16 protein-coding genes are annotated in these 20,340 nt (G+C 39.7%); 4 read left to right on the forward strand and 12 right to left on the reverse strand.

All coding sequences use genetic code 11. The features are described 5' to 3' along the window. Positions 1–27 precede the first annotated feature (27 nt). Positions 28–702: a hypothetical protein gene (locus tag AC3E9U_RS08285; RefSeq protein WP_488746433.1), complete on the reverse strand. Its 675-nt coding sequence runs from the start codon at positions 700–702 to the stop codon at positions 28–30. A 63-nt stretch (positions 703–765) separates the two neighbouring features. Here AC3E9U_RS08285 and AC3E9U_RS08290 point away from each other — a divergent pair, with 63 nt between their 5' ends. Together AC3E9U_RS08290 and AC3E9U_RS08295 are read left to right on the forward strand one after the other, a co-directional pair. Further along, positions 766–1,449 (forward strand): ComF family protein, encoded by a 684-nt coding sequence (locus AC3E9U_RS08290; RefSeq protein ID WP_488746434.1) that lies wholly within the window; start codon positions 766–768, stop codon positions 1,447–1,449. Positions 1,450–1,515: 66 nt separating this feature from the next. Beyond that, positions 1,516–3,117 (forward strand): Ig-like domain-containing domain, encoded by a 1,602-nt coding sequence (locus AC3E9U_RS08295; protein WP_488746435.1) that lies wholly within the window; start codon positions 1,516–1,518, stop codon positions 3,115–3,117. Here the strand turns inward: AC3E9U_RS08295 and AC3E9U_RS08300 are convergent. The 6 genes from AC3E9U_RS08300 to AC3E9U_RS08325 all read right to left on the reverse strand — a co-directional run bounded on the left by AC3E9U_RS08300 (position 3,101) and on the right by AC3E9U_RS08325 (position 9,214). Then, positions 3,101–3,868: an amidohydrolase gene (locus AC3E9U_RS08300; RefSeq protein ID WP_488746436.1), complete on the reverse strand. Its 768-nt coding sequence runs from the start codon at positions 3,866–3,868 to the stop codon at positions 3,101–3,103. The genes AC3E9U_RS08295 and AC3E9U_RS08300 overlap by 17 nt on opposite strands. Positions 3,869–3,961: 93 nt before the next feature. Next, positions 3,962–4,519: a hypothetical protein gene (locus AC3E9U_RS08305; protein WP_488746437.1), complete on the reverse strand. Its 558-nt coding sequence runs from the start codon at positions 4,517–4,519 to the stop codon at positions 3,962–3,964. A gap of 12 nt (positions 4,520–4,531) precedes the next feature. Beyond that, complete coding sequence (locus AC3E9U_RS08310) at positions 4,532–5,293, reverse strand: succinate dehydrogenase/fumarate reductase iron-sulfur subunit (RefSeq protein ID WP_488746438.1); 762 nt, start codon at positions 5,291–5,293, stop codon at positions 4,532–4,534. A 7-nt stretch (positions 5,294–5,300) separates the two neighbouring features. Then, positions 5,301–7,310: a fumarate reductase/succinate dehydrogenase flavoprotein subunit gene (locus AC3E9U_RS08315; protein ID WP_488746439.1), complete on the reverse strand. Its 2,010-nt coding sequence runs from the start codon at positions 7,308–7,310 to the stop codon at positions 5,301–5,303. 14 nt (positions 7,311–7,324) lie between these two features. Further along, positions 7,325–8,179: a succinate dehydrogenase cytochrome b subunit gene (locus tag AC3E9U_RS08320; protein ID WP_488746440.1), complete on the reverse strand. Its 855-nt coding sequence runs from the start codon at positions 8,177–8,179 to the stop codon at positions 7,325–7,327. Positions 8,180–8,335: 156 nt separating this feature from the next. Then, positions 8,336–9,214 (reverse strand): hypothetical protein, encoded by an 879-nt coding sequence (locus tag AC3E9U_RS08325; RefSeq protein WP_488746441.1) that lies wholly within the window; start codon positions 9,212–9,214, stop codon positions 8,336–8,338. A gap of 173 nt (positions 9,215–9,387) precedes the next feature. Here AC3E9U_RS08325 and AC3E9U_RS08330 point away from each other — a divergent pair, with 173 nt between their 5' ends. Both AC3E9U_RS08330 and AC3E9U_RS08335 read left to right on the forward strand, forming a co-directional pair. Next, positions 9,388–10,680 (forward strand): aminopeptidase P family protein, encoded by a 1,293-nt coding sequence (locus AC3E9U_RS08330; protein WP_488746442.1) that lies wholly within the window; start codon positions 9,388–9,390, stop codon positions 10,678–10,680. Positions 10,681–10,772: 92 nt separating this feature from the next. Beyond that, on the forward strand, positions 10,773–11,555 hold the full coding sequence (locus AC3E9U_RS08335) for an alpha/beta fold hydrolase (protein WP_488746443.1): 783 nt from the start codon (positions 10,773–10,775) through the stop codon (positions 11,553–11,555). On the opposite strand, the gene AC3E9U_RS08340 is transcribed toward AC3E9U_RS08335, so the two are convergent. From AC3E9U_RS08340 to kbl, 5 genes are all read right to left on the reverse strand, one after another. After that, the gene (locus tag AC3E9U_RS08340; protein WP_488746444.1) at positions 11,552–12,220 is read right to left on the reverse strand and encodes an ATP-binding cassette domain-containing protein; all 669 of its coding nucleotides are present in this window, start codon (positions 12,218–12,220) and stop codon (positions 11,552–11,554) included. The genes AC3E9U_RS08335 and AC3E9U_RS08340 overlap by 4 nt on opposite strands. A gap of 299 nt (positions 12,221–12,519) precedes the next feature. After that, a complete protein-coding gene (locus AC3E9U_RS08345) occupies positions 12,520–14,697 on the reverse strand; it encodes a S41 family peptidase (protein WP_488746445.1) in 2,178 nt (725 codons plus the stop codon). 97 nt (positions 14,698–14,794) lie between these two features. Next, positions 14,795–17,554 carry a PD-(D/E)XK nuclease family protein gene (locus AC3E9U_RS08350; protein ID WP_488746446.1) on the reverse strand — a complete coding sequence of 920 codons (2,760 nt, stop codon included), beginning with the start codon at positions 17,552–17,554 and terminating at the stop codon, positions 14,795–14,797. A gap of 64 nt (positions 17,555–17,618) precedes the next feature. Continuing rightward, entirely contained in the window at positions 17,619–19,025 is a 1,407-nt protein-coding gene (locus AC3E9U_RS08355; protein ID WP_488746447.1) for an OmpA family protein, read from the reverse strand. 115 nt (positions 19,026–19,140) lie between these two features. Continuing rightward, on the reverse strand, positions 19,141–20,334 hold the full coding sequence (kbl, locus tag AC3E9U_RS08360; RefSeq protein WP_488746448.1) for a glycine C-acetyltransferase: 1,194 nt from the start codon (positions 20,332–20,334) through the stop codon (positions 19,141–19,143). Positions 20,335–20,340: the final 6 nt, after the last annotated feature.

Consider the following 20,340-nt stretch of genomic DNA (forward strand, 5'->3'; position numbering starts at 1 on the left):
TCGGAAAACTATCTTTTTGGAAGATTTTTAATTCACTCTGAAATTGGTGGAACCGATAACCTGCCCGTCGCAGATAAGATTGATTTTATAATCCCCAACAATCAGTTGGTATTGATACAAATCTAAAAAGACGCAGGCATCCGTATTCAGTCTGTCGTAATAAATCTCCTTGGCTAATTGGGTATCCGACTTGCCTTTCAGAGTAAGGAAGCGGTGTTTTGGATTGGTTACCTGGATAAAGATCTTTTTAATGCCGGATTCGATGTCTTTATTTTCTTCCAAAGTAAAACGGACACGCACCTGATCGATCTTCGAAGATACCGTGGTTTCAACCACATCATTGGAAATTAAACGAACTCCGCGGGCACTGATATTTACGGCGTTCAGTTTCTCTTGCTCTTTTTTCAAAATCGGTTTGCTTACGGAATTTAAGATAGGTTTGGCAGGTAAAACTTCATACTGGACAGCCGAAAGTTTTTTTGCTTCCGCAATTTTATCGGCATAATCCTTATTTAAGGAATCATACCTTTTCAATATCTCCGAAATCTGATTCTGATGTATTGATTTTTCTAAAGTTAGTTTATCTTTGAGCTCTTCATTTTTTAAGGAAAAATCGTACAATTTGAAAGAAACCGTTATCAATCCTACTGCAAGAAACCCAATACTGAAGGTAGTAAAGTATAGTAATTTATTCTGTGGCATTGTGAAAAGTAATGATTTCGAATTTAACAATTTTTTAAATATTTAAGTAAAAAAATCGATGAAATGATAAAAAACCTGATTAAACTGCTCTTTCCGTCAATTTGTAACGGATGTAATAACCATTTGTTAAACAATGAAACTGTAATCTGTTCGAAGTGCCGGCATGATTTACCTTACACTAATCATCATTTGGTGAGGGACAACGAAACCTTTAAAAAATTTTACGGCAGGCTTCCTTTAATTCATGCCTCCTCCATTGTATACTTCCACAAAAAAGGCATTGTACAACAACTGATCCATAACTTAAAATATAAAGTCGCTGAAGAAGTGGGTTCTTTTTTTGGAATGATTTACGGAGACGAACTTTCGAAAATCCACCTGGCCGAAAAATTTGACGTCATAATCCCGGTTCCGCTTCATAAAAAACGACTTCGGGAAAGAGGTTACAATCAGGTAACGCAATTCGGCTCCATCTTATCCGACAGCCTTTCAATTCCGTTCGACGACAAGCTGCTAATCCGGAACCTCTATTCTAAAACGCAAACCAAAAAAAATCTTTTGGGAAGAACCGAAGTAAACCAATCTCTTTTTGATGTAAATTATTCCGAAAATGAGCACGGAAAACATTTTTTACTGATCGACGATGTAATAACAAGCGGCGCCACTCTTGAAGCTTGCGGAAAAGCGCTTTTGAAAATACCGGGGGCAAGAGTAAGCATCGTTACGATCGCGTTCGCCCATTCATAATTTTGAGAAAACATTTTATTTCCTCTAAATATAATTGTTATTTTGTACTGTTAAATGAAATTCAGGATGTTAAAATCAAAGTATATACTATTTGTTCTTTTTCTTTCTATCATCGCGACCAGTTGCGCTAAAAGAGGCACCATTAGCGGCGGAGCAAAAGACACTATTCCTCCAAGGATCATCAGCAGCGCGCCTAAGAATTTCAGTACAAACTTTAATGGAAACTTCATCAAAATAAATTTTGACGAGTACATCAAAATTAAAGACATCAACAAACAACTTATCATTTCACCACCGATGAAAAATGCTCCGACAATTGTACCAATGGGCAGCGCGAGCAAATTCATCACCATAAAAATACTGGACACGCTTCAGGCCAATACTACTTATAGCTTTAACTTCGGCCAAAGTATAACGGACAATAACGAAGGAAATCCGTATTCACAGTTTAAATATGTCTTTTCCACCGGAAGCTATATCGATTCATTAAAATTAGGCGGAACAATTAAAGATGCTTATTCCAAAAAGCCGGATAACTTTGTTACTGTTGGACTTTATGAAGCGGAAACTTACACTGATTCTACTGTGTATAAGAAACCACCACATTATGTTACCAATACGTTGGACAGTTTAAAAGCTTATGCTTTTGAAAACCTTAAACCAGGAAAATACCGCTTAATAGCCCTGAAAGACCACAATAACAACTACAAATTTGATCCGAAGGAAGACAAAATAGGATTTTTAAACCAGGAAATCACAGTTCCGACCGATACCTTATACCAGTTGGAATTATTTAAAGAGAAGCGGGCTTTTAAGGCCAATAAACCTGCACAGGTCAGCAGCAACCGATTGCTTATGGGCTATGAAGGAAATCCGAAAAACACGCAAGTAACGGTCCGTAAAGAAACTGAAGTAATTCCATCGAAAATAACGCATTTTCCCGGAAAAGATTCGTTGCAGATCTGGATTCCGAGAATTAAGGCCGATTCCCTTCAAATTGATGTAACCAATGACAATTACTCAAAAACTTTCACCTCGAGACTTAAGGAAATGAAAGCTATTGACACGTTGAATATCAATACCAAACAAAGGGGAACGTTGTCTTTCAGGGAACCTTTCGTCCTGACTACCTCAGTACCTTTGTCTAAAGTCGATCCCACCAAAATTCGCGTGACCAAAAAAGACACCATTGCCGTTCCTTTTACAGCGGATTACAGGGAAATGGATCAGGAAATCACCCTTGACTTTAAGAGGGAAGAGAATCAGAAATACAATATCCGATTGCTCCCGGGGGCTATAAAAGATTTCTATGAGAAAGAAAACGATTCCTTACAGTTTTCCCTCAGCACAAAAAGCTTAGCCGATTATGGCACTATAAAACTGAATCTGGAAAATGTAAAACGATTCCCCATCATCATACAATTACTGGATGCCAAGGAAAAAGTATTGGTCTCTACTTATTCCGAAAAGGAAACCGTCATAAATTTTGAGGCATTGGAACCCGAAAAGTACACTGTTCGTATTATTTATGATGACAACAAGGACGGCGAATGGACTTCAGGGAATTTCCTTGAAAAAAGACAAGCTGAGGAAGTAATTTACTTTCCAAAACCAATCGATGTTCATGCCAATTGGTTTATGGACGAAACTTTCAATCTGTCAAACTAAAACTATCGCGGTCCCTTAAGAACCCGAATTTGTTTCGGTTAGCCAGCATCAGCTCTTTATCCAGACGAACGGAAAAAACCATCTCTTTTTCGGAAGGCTCAATCATATAAGCACCCAGATAATCCAAAATTTGGGAATGCCCAGGATAGTTGTTGTCATTTTCATCTTCGCCTACCCGGTTCACCCCAATCACATAGGTCATATTTTCAATGGCGCGGGCTCTTAACAGCGTATCCCATGCATTAATTCTTGGCTGCGGCCAATTGGCAACATAGATGAGTAAATCGTAATCGTCATCAAAGCGGGAAAAAACAGGGAAGCGTAAATCATAACATATGAGCGGACAAATACGCCAGCCCAGATAATTGATGATCTTTCGTTCATTCCCCTTGGTATAGACTTTATCTTCGCCGGCTAAAGAAAACAAGTGGCGTTTGTCATAATATTCAATTTCACCGGTCGGAAATACAAACAGCAGCCGGTTATAATAATTACCGTCTTCGCGGATGATCACGCTTCCGGTAATGGCGATGTTTCTGTTCGCAGCTGTTGCTTTCATCCACTGCACCGTCTCACCGTTCATATCCTCCGCTACTTCGTGTGGATTCATGGTGAATCCGGAGGTAAACATTTCCGGTAACACGACTAACAATGTTTCCTCTGGAAGGATTTGAATCTTGGCCGAAAAGTAATTACGGTTAACTTCGGGATTTTCCCAAAAAAGAGGTGCCTGGATAATTGAAATTTGCATAGCTGAACTTTTCTTTTTGTTAAAAGTAATAAAAACAAAAAACGCATCCAACAGTGCCGGATGCGTTTTATAAAATTTTACCTATAATAAGGTTTAATTGTCTGTTAAAATATAATTGAATGAACCACTAACAAGATGTGTTTGTGTAGCCGTCACACCATCATTGGTCCTGAACTGAAAAGTTCCTTTCAATCTATTTGTGGTGGCATCCCAACTGGTAATCTCAATACTACCGCCGGCCGTATCTTCATCCTCACCTTCACCGGCCGAATCCGACTTAATTTCCAAATCGGCAAAATAACCATCGGGTAATTGTACGTTGCTAAAACCATAGCTTCCTTCACTGATCCCGATTTTCGGAATAGCCAATCGGATGTAATAATCATATGAAATCAGTGGTTCTTTGCCGTTCAATGTCCCAACAACATTTACCACTTTATGTCCTTCCAACAATTGATAATCCGATCCGAACATTCCTCCTGAAGGATCACTGTAATTGCCACCAATTTCCGGTCCCATTGAATAAGCCTGACCATCAACTGTAGCTGTCATCGGAGATGTTGAAGGATTTCCTCCTCCGGAATTATCATCGTCAGAATTGCATGAAACTGCAAATGCAGCCACAAGCATTAGTGTCAAAAACTTTTTCATACCAGACTTTGTTTATTTTAAACTTGCTTTAAGGAACTCACGGTTCATACGCGCGATATTCTCCAAAGAAATTCCTTTCGGACATTCTACTTCACATGCCCCGGTATTGGTACAGTTACCGAATCCTTCTTCATCCATCTGACGCACCATGTTTAAAACACGTGTTGCAGCTTCCACCTTACCTTGCGGCAACAAAGCATACTGAGATACTTTTGCTCCAACGAATAACATCGCTGAACCGTTTTTACACGTAGCCACACAAGCGCCACATCCGATACAAGCAGCAGCTTCAAACGCTTTGTCTGCATCGTCTTTAGGAATTGGAGTAGCGTTAGCATCGATAGTGTTTCCTGAGGTATTTACTGAAACGAAACCACCCGCTTGCTGGATTCTGTCGAAAGCCGTTCTGTCAACCACTAAATCTTTGATTACCGGGAAGGCTTTACTTCTCCATGGCTCGATATAAATCGTGTCTCCATCGTTGAACATACGCATGTGCAACTGACACGTTGTGATTCCTGTATCCGGTCCGTGAGCGCGTCCGTTGATATATAACGAACACATCCCGCAGATTCCCTCACGACAGTCATGATCGAAAGCAACCGGTTCTTTTCTTTCGCTAATTAACTGTTCGTTCAATTGGTCTAACATTTCCAAGAACGAACTTGCAGTAGAAACATTATCCAATTTATAAGTTTCCATGCTACCTTTTGTTTTAGCGTTTTTCTGACGCCAAATTTTAAGGTTTATATTGATATTTTTTGCTGAAGACATAATTCTGTTATTTGTAATTTCTAGCTGCGATTTTGATAAACTCGTATTTCAACTCTTCTTTATGAAGTTCTTCTTTGCTGATATCGTAGCCTTTGTATTCCCAAGCGCCAACAAATTTGAAGTTCTCGTCGTCACGCAACGTTTCACCTTCAGCATCCTGATACTCTTCACGGAAGTGACCTCCACAAGATTCTTTACGTTGCAAAGCATCCATTGCCATTAATTGACCTAATTCGATGAAATCCGCTACACGAAGCGCTTTTTCTAATTCAGGGTTCATTTCGTCGTTGCTTCCCGGAACGTATACGTCTCTGAAGAATTCTTCTTTCAAGGCAGCGATTTCAGAAATAGCTTCAGTTAAGCCCTGCTCGTTACGGCCCATACCAACTTTGTTCCACATAATGTTTCCTAAACGCTTGTGGAAGTGATCCACAGATTTAGTTCCGTTATTGTTTAGGAAGTTATTGATAGCATCTCTAACACTTTTTTCAGCCGCTTCAAACTCAGGTAGATCTGTAGAGATTTTTCCTGTACGGATATCGTCAGCTAAGTAATTAGAAACCGTATAAGGCAATACGAAATAACCATCAGCCAAACCTTGCATCAAAGCAGAAGCTCCCAAACGGTTCGCGCCGTGATCAGAGAAGTTAGCCTCTCCGGCTACGAAACAGCCAGGGATTGTAGACTGTAAGTTATAATCAACCCATACACCACCCATAGTGTAGTGAACCGCCGGATAAATCTTCATCGGAGTCTCATATGGATTCTCGTCAGTGATTTTTTGGTACATGGTAAACAAGTTACCGTATTTCTCTTCCAACCATGCTTTTCCTAACTTCGTAATTTCTTCCGGAGTTGGGTTGTGGTTTCCTTTTGCATAAGCAGTTTGCTTACCTTTATTTTGAATCTCAGTAGAGAAATCTAAGTAAACTCCCTCGTTAGTGTCATTAGCCTCGATTCCGAAACCAACATCACAACGCTCTTTTGCTGCCCTTGAAGCCACGTCACGCGGTACAAGGTTACCAAAAGCAGGATATCTTCTCTCTAAGTAGTAATCTCTGTCTTCTTCAGCGATTTGTACCGGCTTCAATTTACCTGCACGAATTGCCTCAGCATCTTCTTTTTTCTTCGGAACCCAGATACGTCCTGAGTTTCTTAACGACTCAGACATCAAAGTCAGTTTTGACTGATTTGTTCCGTGAACCGGAATACAAGTCGGGTGAATTTGTACATAGCAAGGGTTTGCGAACAAAGCGCCCTGTTTGTGAATTTTCCAACCTGCAGTTACGTTAGATCCCATTGCATTTGTTGAAAGGAAATACACGTTTCCGTAACCTCCGGTAGCAATGATAACTGCGTGAGCAGAATGTCTTTCGATTTTACCTGTGATCAAATCACGGGCAATGATACCACGCGCTTTTCCGTCCACTTTTACCAATTCTAACATTTCGTGACGGTTGTACATTTCAACACGTCCTAATCCGATTTGTCTTGATAAAGCCGAATAGGCTCCCAATAATAATTGCTGACCTGTTTGTCCCGCAGCATAGAACGTACGCTGAACCTGAGTACCACCGAAAGAACGGTTATCAAGTAATCCGCCGTAATCACGTGCAAAAGGAACACCCTGAGCAACACATTGGTCGATGATGTTTCCCGAAACTTCAGCTAAACGGTGAACGTTTGCTTCACGGGCACGGTAGTCACCACCTTTGATCGTATCGTAAAACAATCTGAACGTACTGTCACCGTCATTTTGATAGTTTTTAGCAGCATTGATACCCCCTTGTGCGGCAATAGAGTGTGCACGACGAGGTGAATCCTGATAACAAAATGCTTTCACGTTGTAACCCATCTCAGCAAATGACGCAGCAGCGGAAGCACCGGCCAATCCAGTTCCTACAACGATAATGTCAATTTTTGGTCTGTTATTTGGAGCGACCAATCTTAAATGGTCTTTATATTTGGTCCATTTCTCAGAAATGTGTCCTTCTGGTATTTGAGAATCTAACTTCATAATTTTGATGTTGATTATTTAACAAAGTGAATGTAAACCGGAATAATGGCGAACAACAAAGGAACGATGATCGCAAACAATGTTCCGAAAGCTTTAATGCTTGGAGTAAACTTATTATTCACTCCCAACGATTGGAATGCACTTTGGAATCCGTGTAATAAGTGGAACGCCAAAACCACCATTGCCAATACATACAAAATAGTTGCAATCAATCCCGTTTTAGGATTTTGGAAGAATGCAAAAGTGATTTTATGTAAATCTTTCTGTCCTTCAAAAACAACATATCCGTCTTTATCAACAACAGTTGTTACGCTTTTTTGAGTCAATGTGTTTCTTTTTATAATTTCTTCACTAAGCCTTCCTTCTTTATCTAGGGGAAAATAAGGAGCCTGCGAACCTAAAACGCCTACCGCTACTTTTTGACTCATTCCCATTTCAGAAGCTTCTCTTGCCACTAGTGGCATATTTTTATCAAAATGCATTACTGCCCAGAAGTTAACCATGTGTGTAACGATGAACACTAATATCAATGTTCCTAAAACAGCCATGTTTCTTGATGCTGAAGTACTGTTCTTACTTGGATTATTCATTGCATAAGCTACCGGACGCGCATTCTTGTTTTGAATGGCCAACATAATTCCGTCGACAGCGTGGAAAAGAATTGAAAAGTAAGTTAAGTAAGAAAGTAATTTTACCGCCGGATTGGAAGTCATGAATAATGCATACTGGTTAAACTGTATCGCATCGCCAAAAATCAACTGAAGATTCCCGGCCAAGTGACCCGCCAAAAACAAGCATAAAAATAAACCCGTAAGAGCCATCCAGTACTTCTTCGCGATAGATGACTTTAAAAGTGCAGATTTTGCCATAGTGTTAGATTGAGTGTAATAGTTTTTAAAAAATCAAACAAAAATAAGGCTATTTCAATTTAACCACAAATGTTTGCCTCTTATTTATAATGAATATAAAATGTCACTGCTTACCTTAAAAAGAAAACCACTCGTTCTGAGTGGTTTTAGCTATTTTTACTGAAAGCTTGGGATAAGACCGCGCAGCCCCATATCGACCACATTTTCACCGGCGCCCGGCTCGTATTTACCGTCCGCATTCACTTCATGCCATTCAAAACTATTGTTAACCGACAAAGAAAGCGTCACCACAATATCCTGCGTTTCATTTCCTGCAATAACCAGATTGGAATCAAATTTCCCGGTTACCACGCACGAACCGGAAGGAATCGGCGATGTTGCAAACAAAGGATTAGGAACTGTGGTAGCTCCTGCCGGTGCCTGTCCCGATGTTGAATACGAAACACCCTGCAATCCGAAAGCCCAGTATCCCTGATCCCTGTTTGCGTTAACCGTAAAAGGATAACCTCCCGAATTAAAAGTGGTGATATAAGTCCTGAAACCAACAAAACTGGCTAACGTACCTACATAGTTGTTTCCTCCACTTAAAACATTAATATTGTAATCCTGATATGAAAGCGAGCATCTCACCCATTCGTAACTTCCTGCAGCAACATCTTTAAGTGGAATCGACAGAAAAGCTTCATTCTCTCCAACAATTTTTGCTTTGCTGAAATCAATCGCGTTTACCCCTCCTGCAGTGGTCTCCGGCGCATGATATAATATGGTTCCCGCACCCAACGCCGTATTGGCGTTTGGAGCCAATTCAAGATAATGCGAACTTATTGCGTTAAAAATCGGGGACTGTGCTGCATTCCCGGCCGCTACGGCAGATGGCTGACCCAAATTGTTCAGACGAACCTGAGTCGGATCAAACTTAAATTTTACAATTAATTGCGGTTCATGAGGCGTAATCACCAGAGAATCATCCTTATCAGTACACGAAAACAGCGAAAACGATAACGCCGTGAAGAATAATAAGTTTTTTAAAGTCATAGTAGCTTATTTAGGGTAAACAAAGTCTTGAAAAACCAAGCAACATAAATGATTGCCGATTTCAATTTGATGCAATATATTAAAATATCATAAAAAAATCAGGATTACCGACTTATTTGCTTTTAAAGTTTATAAATTTGAAATCTTGTACATTTTTAAATTCATTTCTAGCTATGAAATACCATCAGATATCCCGTGATTTATTTGTTAAAAACAGACAGAAATTCACGGCAAACATGAAACCCAACAGTGTAGCTGTTTTCAACTCAAATGACATCTACCCTGTTTCTGCAGACAGTACTTTACCTTTTGCGCAACACCGTGATATTTTTTATTTATCGGGTGTTGATCAGGAAGAAAGCATCCTTTTACTTTTCCCGGACGCGCCTTACGAGCACTTGAAAGAAATTTTATTCCTAAAAGAAACCAACGAACACATTGCGGTTTGGGAAGGCGAAAAACTAACCAAAGAGCGCGCATTTGAAGTTTCCGGAGTAAAAACGGTGATTTGGCTGCAGGATTTCCACAAAACACTGAAGGAGATCATGGCTTATTCTGATACGATTTACATCAATACTAACGAACATTACCGCGCCGTTATTGAAACAGAAACCCGCGAAGCCCGTTTTGTGAAATGGTGGAGAGAAAACTATCCAGCGCACAAAGTGGAAAAATCCAATCCGATCTTACAGCGTTTGCGTTCTGTAAAAGAGAGCGAAGAACTCGATTTGATCCAACACGCGTGCGACATTACCGAAAAAGGGATCCGAAGAATTTTACCGTTCGTGAAACCTAATGTAATGGAGTATGAAATCGAAGCCGAACTGGCGCACGAATTCCTTAGAAACCGTTCCAAAGGATTTGCTTATACACCAATTATCGCTTCAGGTGCCAATGCCAATGTTTTGCACTACATCGAAAACAACCAACAGTGTAAAGCCGGCGATTTATTGCTTTTGGACGTAGGTGCAGAATATGCGAATTACTCCAGTGATTTATCCCGTACCATTCCGGTTTCAGGTCGTTTTTCCGACAGACAGCGCGACGTTTACAATGCTGTTTTACGCGTGAAGAACGAAGCCACAAAAATGCTGGTTCCCGGTAATTACTGGAAACAATACCACGTGGAAGTGGGTAAAATCATGACTTCGGAATTATTGGGATTAGGACTGATTGACAGAGCCGATGTGCAAAACGAAAATCCGGATTGGCCGGCTTACAAAAAATATTTCATGCACGGCACGTCTCACCACATGGGCTTGGACACGCATGATTACGGACTATTACACGAGAAAATGGAAGCCAACATGGTCTTCACAGTAGAGCCCGGAATTTACGTTCCGGCGGAAGGTTTCGGAATCCGTTTGGAAGATGACGTGGTGATCCAGGAGAAAGGCGAGCCGTTCAACTTAATGCGTAATATTCCGATTGAAGCGGACGAAATCGAAAGTCTGATGAATTCGTAAATGGAGAAAAGAAAATAGAATAAAGAAAATAGACGGTTTACGAAAGTAGGCCGTTTTTCTTTTAGGTTTTTATACATTACTTTTGTTTCCGCATGAATCACATCCTATACAAAAACACCAAAATCGCTTATTCCGAAACCGGAAAAGGAACCGCTGTGGTCCTGCTTCACGGTTTTATCGAAAATTCAAGTATGTGGGATTTTTACGTGGATGAATTTGCAAAAAAATACCGTGTCATTACCATTGATTTACTGGGCCACGGGGAAACTGAATGCATGGGCTATGTACACACCATGGAAGATATGGCCGATGCTGTTCATGCTGTGTTGCACGAATTACGCATCCGAAAAGCTTTTTTTGTCGGACATTCCATGGGTGGTTATGTTGCTTTGGCTTTCGCCGAACTGTATCCCGACAATATTAAAGGGCTTGTGCTTTTAAACTCAACTTCGAGAGCCGACAGTGAGGAACGAAAACTGAATCGCGACCGTGCCATTATCGCGGTAAAACAGAATTATTCAGTATTTATCAGCATGGCAATTGCCAATCTTTTCAGTGAGGACAACCGCGAGAAATTAGTCGATGAAATCGAACATGTTAAAGATGAAGCACTGAAAACGCCGCTTCAGGGAATTGTTGCCGCTTCGGAAGGCATGAAAATACGCAATGATCGTGAAGTAATCCTGCATTTCGCCCCTTATCCCATTTTGTTGATTTTAGGCAAAAAAGACCCGGTACTATCATACGAAGACAATATCGGACAAATTGAAGGAACCGACGCGCAATTGGTTACGTTTCCCGACGGACATATGAGCCATATCGAAAACAAAGACAAACTGGGGAAAGTACTTTTGGATTTTTTCAAATCCGTTTAAAACATACCTTCTTTTAAATAACCCCTGTCAATTAACTCGTTTTTATCTTTCAGATGATGGGTTTTCCCGCCCACCATCAAAATTAATCTGCTCGACACTTCAATTACGTTTCGGTAATTATGATCGGTGATGATAATGCCTTTGTGTTTTGCGTTTTCCTGTATTAAGTGATTCACTTTTTCCACCATAACCGGTGCCAATCCGTTGTAAGGTTCATCGAGCAAAACAAATTTCGAAGGATTGGACAAGATCAATTTTATTTCAAGGTATCTCAATTCACCACCGGATAAGTGATTTATCTTTTTAGTTAGAATCGATTGGATCATCGGATCATTACAAAAACTGTTTTGCTGCTCTTTTGCAATTGACAATTGAATTGTCTTTTCAACCGAAAGTTGCTTTGGAATGAAGTTCTCCTGCGACAGATAGCTTATTTCTTTCAACAGCTCAGAAGTTTTCTGTTTTAATGTTCCGTTGATGCGGACAAACTTATAATCGGCTGTGACTACTCCGAAGATTATTTTTAATAAGGTCGACTTCCCGGAACCGTTTCGTCCCAGCAATCCTATTATATCACCGGTTTCGCATTTTAGATAGACATCGGAAACTACTAGTTTATGCTGATAGTATTTCTGAACACTGTCAATTTCCAGAATATGTTTCATATAAAAAAATAGCAAAGCGTAAGTAGGATCATTCCAAAAACGACATTCAGCAAAACAGCATAAATAAGCAAGTGTTTTTTGGAAAGTCCGTTGTTATGATAAAATAAATAATCTTCTTTACCTTTTACCTCCTTAAACAGAAGACTAATTCCAAATCCGAAACTAATAAAAAGTAAGACTGCTTCTAAAACTTTTAAAAAAAGCAAAGGAAGTAGTGAGATAGCCAAATTCACCGGCAAAGTGCTAAAGTAAAAAGCGATAAGGTTGTTTAATTTTCTGATTGTTGCCGATTTAAAAAGTTATTCGTTAATCATTGTAACAGCTCTTTCCAATACTTCGTCTTTTCCTTCGCGGATACCTTTAACAGTAGGCTCGACTTTAACATCCGGCACAATACCGACACGTTGTGTTTCGGATCCGTCTGGTGTTAAAACACCAATTCCTGAGATATAGGTAAAGATATTCCCCGGCAAGTAAATAGCCGAAACATTACCGTCAGCACCCGCCGTCGTACTTCCCAAAACAACAGATTTAGGAGCTGTTCGTAACGCCATTGCAGTATACTCCGCGTTGCTCTGTGTGGTTTCGTTAACTAAAATAACCACCTTACCCTTAAAATAATCTTTGTTGCTGCCTCCTATAGCACTGCCTTCTCTGTAAGTAAACAATCCTGGTATTTTACTACTGCCTTCCGTAAATTTCACAAAGTCCTTTTTCTCATTCAACAGGTATTTAGACAAACTGAAAACTATGAAATCAGAAGGATAACAGCGTAAATCAATAATCAATCCTTTTTTATCCAAAAACTTTGGCATGATCTCATCAATTTCCCCTTCTTTTAATGTCCCGGGATAGATATAGCCAATGTTCTCATTAATCACTTTATGCGATGCAGGTGCTTCTTTTAAATATTTATATGGAATTGTGGCAAGCGTTACTTTTTTGGTTTCAGAGCCGGCATCAACCATTACCTCGAAACTTTTCTGATTGGTTCGCAACAATTTTCTGCCCATATCCCGCAATTGGGTTGGGAAATTGGAAGCCGGAAAGTACTTTTTGTTGTTTGCAACCCAGTCTCCCACTTTTACACCGTTGATTTCTGTTAAAATGTCACCTATCTTAACTGAATTGTCTTTAAATTCAGGCTGCAACTTCACAACAACAGCCTTGCCTTCTATAAAATTCACGGTGATCGGAACTGTATTTTCACCAAAGAATTCATCCAATGCTTTGTTTGAGCGCCAGATATTGGCATGTGTATCCTGGACTTTTCCGATTAACTCCAACAGCGTCAAAGTATATTCCCTTTGATCTCTTGAAGCGGCCATTCTCGGAATAAAATCCATTAACACTGCATCCCAATTTTCATCCATTAAATGTCGGTTCGGAAAAAAATATTCGATCATATTCCAATAGCGGAATAACGCCAATAGTTTTATACCGCTGTCGTCATATTCCATGGAAGCATATGTTTTTTCATTCTTAAAATCGGGATTGTTTACGCCACTGTGAAAATCTATGTAATAATTGGAACTGCTTCGGTTTGCAGTATTTATTTTTTGCAACAATGCAGCCAATTCGGGAGAAAGTAAACGAGCATCCGAAATCCAATTGGTGTTGGGCAGTAATTTAGTCTCAGCTGCACTGGGAAATTTTCGTTCCTTGGTTTTAAAGGTTCCCAGTTTGTCGATCCATTGCACTAATTCATTGTCGAAATTTTTCCCGTTTATCTTTGGAAGCATTCGAAATAATTCATAATCCCAACTGATAGTCCCTTTAGCAATTGTCGGATGGTGGTATTTTACGAATCCCCACACCTTACCTAAAACAAACAGATTTCTTTTCTGGGTGTCGTTCAAAACAGTAGTATTGAACTTTGAACCATTATCAAATTCGTTGTCTTTGTCTACGACAGAAAGCTCTTTTATAATTGGTTTTAAACTTTCGATAGGCTTTCCGTCAATAAAAACTTTAAAATTATCAAACCAGGCTTTCCCCTTTCCCACCATGATACCGCCAATGAAAATCTTTTCAGGACTATCATTGAAGCTCAGGTCTATCGAATATTTCTTCCAGTCTTGGGTTCCTTGTAATTTCAGCCTTTGCATATTATCAAAACCAACTGACCCACCATTCTTATCCAAACGCATCAATAAGCCCACAAAGCCGTCACGGGCATTTTCGTACTTCATATAACCTTCCAACCTGATTTTTTTTCCTGCATAATTGGCCGGCAATTCATAAGCCACACTTCCGAAAGATTCCCCGTTTTCTGCCTCAATCCGCATTGAATATTTTCCTGACTGCGGTGTTAAAGAATCTTTTTCCAGATTATAACTACCCCATTTAATCCAGTCTTTGGGTAATTTTCCCCCTGTGGTTACTTGTTCGAAATCGAGGTTGAATTTTGGAGTGCCATTTTGGGAAAACAATTGGGATACCCAAATAACTGCAAGAAGTGTAAAAAGGTTTTTCATAAGCGCGAAGCGGATTGAGAAAGTTTTAAAATAATTAACCTATATTTTATTCTTCGTAAAGAAATAAAAAACCATGTAGGAAAATTACAATAAAATGTTAAACCTTTTCTTCGAACGGAACGGACACATCCAAAATCTCATTGATCAAACCGACTATTTCCGTAGTAAACGATTCCAAAATTTCAGCGTTTATCACTACATCCACATTTTTGTCTTCTTTCACTCCAAAAGGCAAAAATCCCGCGCGCATGTTTTTGAACGAAACAATTCCCGCTTCCAGTTCCATCCCGTTCTTTTGGTTTTCGTACATGAAGGCATAGCACAACAATTGAATGATTTTATCATTTTTTATATCGGATGTCAAGCCGTTCCAGTCTTTCAGCTGGACGTTTCTCAAATCAACTTTTCCGGTTTTATAATCGATGATTCTGATTTTACCATTGCGTTGCTCGATACGATCGACATTTCCGGCAATTTTTACGGGATAAGGCAAACGATCATCTTCCAGAATTCGCTCCAAAGAAGTTTCCAAAGCCAATACTTTTACAGCATCCCCGTTTTCGATCAGCTTCTTTTCTTCATTTAAAAAATTATAGACATTGCGCTTGGCCACTTCAAAAGCCAGAAGGTTTTTCCCTTTCTTGATTTCACCTTCTTTATAGACTTCCCGGAATTGTTTTTCGACTTCACCATTGGCCTTGGAAAGCATTTCCTTTATGATATCATCCGACAGAAAACGGTTCAAAAATGGCTTGTATAATTCCTCTAACGCTCCATGAATAATGGTTCCGAGCGTATTCAAAGCTATATTTTCCTCTACCTCTTCCATTTCGGAAATTCGCAGTATACGTTGATTGTAAAACTGTATCGGATTTCTAATGTAACTCGTCAGACCCGAAGGCGAAAATCCTTTACCGGTTGCAATTTCCTTTAATCGTTGGACAACCTTTTCGGATTTCGGAACTACTATCGGCTCATAGGCTTTATCCGGCAAATAGGCATTGTAAATCTGATGTGTGATGGTATGATTGGGCTGTTTTTCAATTTCCAGTTGCGTTATGAAACGGCTTTTTTCACCTGCATCCAAACCTTCGCTTTCGGTATTGTACAACAGATAAATATTCTTGGCTCGCAGCAGTAGATGATAGAAATGGTAGCAGTAAATAGCATCTTTCTCTTTGTAGGTCGGCAGCCCCAATTCGCGTTTAACATCATAAGGAATAAAGGAGTTCGTCGACTTTCCGGCCGGAAAAACACCTTCATTCATGGACGTAATAATCACGTTATCGAAGTCCAAAACCCTACTTTCCAAAACGCCCATGATCTGCAGTCCGGAAAGCGGTTCACCTTCAAAAGAAACTTCTGCCAGATCGATTATCTGCTTGTAAATACTGTGCAGCATGGCGACCGAATCGATTTGACCGTATTTTTCCTGATAGTTGATCAGTTTGTTGATGGTTTTGAAAATCGCGTACAAGAAGGCCTTGGCAACTTTTTCCTCTTCGGAGTCTTCTCCTAAAAAAGATTTTATTGTTAAAATAACTTCAGACAACCGATTTAAAACGGCAATAACATTATTATCCCAACGCTCGAACAATAACCGGAATAATTCAGAAGCATGCTGATTGAGTTCCAGGAATTTTTTCTGTGAAAGAAATGTGATATTATTTTGATTGATGACCCTAATTACCGCAGAAGCGTCATTGTAGGGTTCCACCAAAGGATGGGTAAGTATATCCAGGACTTCTTTATAGTAGAATGTATAACTCGTCTCACTACGCTGCATTGCATTAACATGCAGTTTAAAAAGTTTGTTGATTAAGATTTGGGCAGGGTTGTTTTTGCTACCGTAACCCATGGTGATATTAAGGCTTTCCACCGTATCAGGCAGTGCATACAAAGTCGGCAACAAAAGGTTTTCTTCCCCCAGAACAAGCGCGGTTTTATCCAGGCTTTCTCCTTTTTCGGTAATTTGTTCGATAATTTTACCAGCGATCTTTCCCTGACCGATCGTTTTAGGTGTACCAATGATTTTGATATTCTTGTTTTGACTGAATTCGCTGGTGATCCACTCGAATGGCTGATTCACAAACTGTTTCCATTCCTTCTTAAATCGGCGGATGAAAAGTCCGGCATCGTGCATACCGTCGTTCAGGAACACCGCATCGATATCCCAGTAAATTTTAGCCTGCTCGTTAAAAAGAAGTTGCTGAATGATTTTCTCTTCTGCCTGATTCAGCGCATTAAATCCGGCAAAAATCAGCTTTTTATTCCCTAACGTTTCTGAGAAATAATGAAGGTTTTCAACGGCTTCGCGATAAATCAAGCCCTGGTAGCCAATTCCCTTGTTTTTCAGATGAAGGTATAAGGTTTCATAATATTCCGGAAGTTTGCTCCAGAATTCCAGATGATTATCGATTAGCTCAGTTGTCTGGGACGGCTGTAAATCCCAACGTTTCAATACCTCAATGTCTTTCAGATACGTAAAAACATGATCCGGCTTTAGTAAATAACGGTCAATTTCATTAAAATCCTGAAGTAAGGTTTTACCCCAATTGGCAAACAACTCGAATTCCTGTTGTTTTTCGGAAGGTGTTACGGAACGATAAACCTCATAGAATTCGAAAAGCAATTCTATGGAATCAACCGAACGTATACCAGCCACGTCCTGAATAAAATCTTCAATACTGATAATATCCGGAGCGAAGACCGTCTGATCCAGCTGCTTTTTCAAAGCTTCCAAGAGGAAAACACGAGCTCGTTTGTTTGGAAGTATTATGGTTATTTCGGAAAGACGATTCCCAAATTGAGAAACGATCTCATGGCTTACTTTATCGAGGAATGAAAAATGTGTCATGCCATAAAAATAAAAAAAACGCCCCGATAAATCGAGGCGTTTTACTTATTTGTGAGGAAATAAATTATTTTACTAATTTAACTTCTACACGTCTGTTGTTAGCTTTACCAGCTTTCGTTTTGTTAGAATCGATTGGTTTAGTTTCACCAAAACCTTTAGATGATAATCTGTCAGCAGCGATTCCGTTCTCGATGAAGTAGTTTTTAACTGCAGCAGCTCTGTCTTCTGATAACTTCATGTTGTATTTGTCGTTACCGTCGCTGTCTGTGTGACCTTCGATTGAGAATTTAGCCTCTGGGTATTCTTTCAAGATTGATACGATGTTCTGTAATACAGCGTAAGATCTTTGTTGGAATGTAGCCTTGTTAGTTACGAACAAGATTGTTTTAGCGTAATCATTCAATGACTTCATTACAGCCTCGCTTAACTCAGGACATCCGTTGTTAGCAACTGTACCCATTACATCTGGACACTTGTCATCTTTATCAGCTACACCGTCTTTGTCAGTATCTGGCCAAGGACAACCAGCGTTTTCAGCAGGACCTTTAACGTCAACACATTTGTCAACATTATCAGCAACACCGTCACCGTCTGTATCAGGACAACCTTTCATAGAAGCCGGACCAGCTACTTCAGGACATTCATCGTTTACATTTGCGATTCCGTCACCGTCTGTATCAGGACAACCGTTTAATTCTTTTGGACCTGCCTCTTGTGGACAAGCATCGTCTTTATCAGCGATTCCGTCAGCATCTGAATCAGGACAACCGTTGAATTCTTTTAGACCTTTTTCTTCCGGACAAGCGTCATCTTTATCATAGATTCCGTCACCGTCAGTATCTTTACCACCGATTTTGAAGGTAATACCCGCAAAATGTTGCATGTGAGAAGCAATATCCACATCCGGTGTTCTTGTATCATCAAATGATTGTTTGTAAGTTGACTGTAATGTCAAACCAACTTGGTCAGTAAACCAGAAGTTAAGACCTAGACCTCCATTCACAGTACCTGCAGAAGCATCACCCATGAAAGTATAACCTCCACCAACGTGAACGTACGGATCAAACCAACCTTTCAGGAAGTTGTATTTGATGATCCCGTCAACTGCATAATACATTAAATCCCCAGGGTTAGAAACTCTGTAATCGTTAGTGTTTGTAGCTGGATCATAGGTTCTTTCGCTAACAAATTTATCAATTTTGTTTACTGATCCTGTGATACCAAATGAAATGTTATTACCAACAAGTCTTGACACATTAAAGTAAGACACTGAAGGAATAATGTTCCAATAATCTTTTGCATTAAAATACTCTGAGAACTGATCTTCTACTTTAGAAGCCGCACTCACTCTACCTCCATCCATCGCGTTAACCCCGAATGTGATAGCCCATGGATTGTTACTATCCTGTGCTTGAGAACTCAATCCAGCAAACATAAGGGCAGCAACAAATAATTTGTTTAGATGTTTCATACTTTTTTTATTTAATTACAATACGTTATAATCAAGACAAAAATAATAGGTTAATTATTAACTACAAAGAGTTTTGTTAAAAAAAATACATTTTCTTACTAAAAAAAAACTATATTTATATCACATTTAACATTTTACCAACCTCAGTAAATGCGGCAATTGCCTTATCAAGATGTTCCTGACTGTGAGCCGCCGATAACTGCACACGGATTCTTGCTTTGTCTTTAGGAACTACCGGGAAGAAGAATCCGATCACATAAATTCCTTTCTTAAGTAATTCATCAGCCATAACCTGAGACAGTTTCGCGTCATATAACATAACGGGTACGATCGCAGAATCGCCGTCAATGATATCAAATCCGGCTTTCTTCATTCCGTCTTTAAAGTAATTGGTATTCCACTCTAATTTATCACGTAAGGCAGTGTCTTTTTCCAATAATTCAAAAACCTTAATGGATGCTCCTACAATAGAAGGCGCTAACGAGTTCGAAAACAAATACGGACGGGAACGCTGACGCAGAATCTCAATAATCTCTTTTTTAGCAGTCGTATAACCGCCCATTGCACCACCAAGCGCTTTTCCTAAAGTTCCCGTAATGATATCAACACGACCCATTACTCCCTTAGCTTCCAGAGTTCCTTTTCCTGTTGCCCCGATGAAACCGGCCGCATGACACTCGTCTACCATTACCATAGCATCATATTTATCAGCCAAGTCACAGATTTTATCCAAAGGTGCCACCAATCCATCCATAGAGAATACCCCGTCAGTCACAATCAATTTGAAACGGCGTCCATCCTGAGTCGCCTTGATCAATTGTTGCTCCAAATCTTCCATATTATTATTCTCATAACGATAACGTCCGGCTTTACACAAACGCACCCCGTCAATAATGGAAGCATGGTTCAGACTGTCGGAAATAATACAATCTTCTTCTCCTAATAAAGGTTCGAAAACACCACCGTTTGCATCAAAAGCAGCAGCATATAATATAGTGTCTTCCGTACCGTAAAAATCAGCGATCTTTTTTTCAAGGGTTTTGTGAATATCCTGAGTACCGCAAATGAAACGCACCGATGACATTCCGAAACCATGTGTATCCAAAGCATCTTTTGCCGCCTGAACCACTTCCGGATGCGATGACAATCCTAAATAATTGTTGGCACAAAAATTCAAAACCGTTTCTCCGGTCGAAATCGTAATCTCCGCTCCCTGAGGCGAAGTAATAATGCGTTCCTTTTTATACAACCCGTTTTCCTGAATCGAGTTCAGTTCGTTTTGCAAATGCTCTTTAATTTTACCGTACATAGTATT

This window comes from Flavobacterium sp. 21.1, assembly GCF_057801535.1.